Consider the following 2,353-nt stretch of genomic DNA (forward strand, 5'->3'; position numbering starts at 1 on the left):
AGCAACGCCTCACAGCGTCACAGATCAGATGTCACCTATTCGTGCAGCAGTCCCAGGGTTCCTGATGTTCGCCTGGATGGATCGCGGTGCTCGTTCAGCCGATCCAAGTGCAGGGTCATCAGTCAGGATCCTAAGACGCTGGCGTAGTGGGGTTGCCAGTGATCGGTGTAGGTATGGGCGCCACCGGGCGTGGTGACGGTCAGCGTCTGGACATCGTCGTCGTGGTGAGCCATGCGCAGGGCCATGTTCCCGGCGACGTATTCCAGGGTGAAGACCTGTTCGGGGTCATACGGCCCGCCGCCCCACGCCTCGGGGGTGATGGTTACCAGCAGATCTCCGGGGGTGGGGGACTCGACGGCGGAGACGTAGGCGAACGGCTCGAACGGGGCGCAGGCCCGCAGCCCTGCCGGGGTGCTGGCGTCCCCGCATTCCCCCGAGTACGTCTCACCGGTCGTTTCCAGGAACTGGTCGTACTTCTCACCGGCCCAGATGCCGCTGACCATCGGATCCACGTTGCCCTGAGGCCTGAGCGCGGGAACCGTCGCCGTAGCGGTGGCCACCGGGCTGCTGGAATGCGTGGTGTTCGCCCCGCTGGGGTCGGGTGCAGTGTTCGCCGTACACCCGGTCAGGACAGCCGCCGAGCACGCCAGGCCCGCGACCCCACGGATAGTTGATTTCATCAGGACCCCCTCTGACCTCTGATGACAGTGTCGAGGCTACGGGATCGGCGGAAAACTGAGGAAACGGTTCCATGGGTTTGGCGGACACCTTTCAGTTACTTCAGTCCGTTGGGTCTGCCCCTATAAACTGGTAGAGGGACGTGTTGAGATGAGACGAGTGGCTGGTCAAGGTCATCGACCAAATTGGCTCAGTGTTTGTGCCGGCGGATTTCCGAGTGCGCGGTCCTCGGCGCGCAACAGGCCAATGGCATCGTCATCCAGGAACGCGGGAACGCGGGAACCCGGCCCGGCAGCGCCTCCGTGCGCCACACCGTGCGCGGAAATCTCGCATTAGACGAGAGTTCCCGTCGCGGGCTTGCAGGGTCGCACTAGCTCCTGCGATTCGCTCCGCCGCTGTGAGCGACATAGGGCTGCGTGCTGACATGGGCGGACCCTGGAATGACAGACGGAGACGAGTCATCTCATCTAGTTCTACTGGTCCCACTCTGAGGCCGATAACCATTCTTTCGTTAAGCGTGGCCGGGCACCCGGTCACGCTCAAGACCTACTCATCCGGCATTCCCGGAATTACGTTCCCTGCCCCAACGAGGGTGGCTGAGACATGGCTTGGGGCGGACCGGCTGTGCCCATTGCGTGTACCGGTATGGCGGTCGAGAAAGCGGCTCAGCCAACAATGGGAGTCGCGGTTACGCGTGCACCGGCGTTCCCCGGGGCGGGTGGCAGGTTCCCCCCGCCCCGGTCGATGACGCCCGCCTCTACTGGGATTGAACAGGACGAGTAGGCCGAACACTCCCGGGGCGGAGAGGATCTGGCAGGCCAGGCCTGTCCGACGGCTTTCGATGACTGGTGCTTGTGCCCGGGGAGGGCGTTAGGTCAGCCGGACGCTCCTGCCGCCGGGCTCAACCGATGGCGATCGCGTCCAGATCCTCTCCGATGACGAGTTCGCCGGAGAAACCGGCCCCGGCCTTCTGCCATTCCTCGACCGGCCAGTTGCCCGGCACCAGGTGATTGAGCACCAGCTTCTTCACCCCGGCCTGCTCGGCGATCGAACCGATGTCCTCGATGGTGGTGTGCGCCCCGATCAGGTGCTGGTACTCCGCCTCCGCTGCGGCATCGCGCGGTTCGGGGTGGCGCTGGGCGACCCACTGCGCGGCGATGGCCTCGTGCACCAGGATGTCCGAGCCCTGGGCCAGCTCGACCAGGTTCTCGCTGGGGCCGGTGTCCCCCGAGAAGGTGACCGAACCGGAGTCCGTGTCGAAGCGGAACCCGAAGGCCGGGAACACGGGGGCGTGCTGGACCAGGGTGGCCGTGACCTTGACCCGGTCGTCCTCGAACACCTCGATCGGGCGCATGCGCGGGTGGGGGTCCCCGTTGGGGTCATCGATCAGGCCCGCGGGCAGTTCGATGTCCCGGCCCACGAAGAAGTCCCGCGGCGGCGGGTACCCGGAGTCGATGATGCGGTCGTTGAAGTCGGTGGCGAAGGTCTTGATCATCGCCTCGATCGTCTCCCGGGTGCCCGGCGTGGGGCTCTTCGGGTTCACGACCTGGTCGGCGGGGATGCTCTCGCCCTTGTAGTTGACCGGCAGGGCGCCACGGTCACCCGGTCCGTAGATCTCCAGGACCCGGTCCGGGATGGCGACCCCGTTCTGCAGGCCGGTGCCGACCAGGTTGTA

2 protein-coding genes are annotated in these 2,353 nt (G+C 65.6%); both read right to left on the reverse strand.

Annotation, left to right across the window (positions count from 1 at the left end):
- Positions 1-122: 122 nt before the first annotated feature.
- Positions 123-503, reverse strand: coding sequence for a hypothetical protein (locus Q0283_RS17080; RefSeq protein ID WP_183528752.1), 381 nt, complete (start codon positions 501-503; stop codon positions 123-125).
- A 1,076-nt stretch (positions 504-1,579) separates the two neighbouring features.
- Positions 1,580-2,353, reverse strand: a 774-nt coding sequence (locus Q0283_RS17085) for an MBL fold metallo-hydrolase (protein WP_298045807.1), incomplete at its 5' end; no start/stop codon positions are given.

The organism is uncultured Citricoccus sp., from assembly GCF_937871995.1.
Classification (GTDB): Bacteria; Actinomycetota; Actinomycetes; order Actinomycetales; family Micrococcaceae; genus Citricoccus.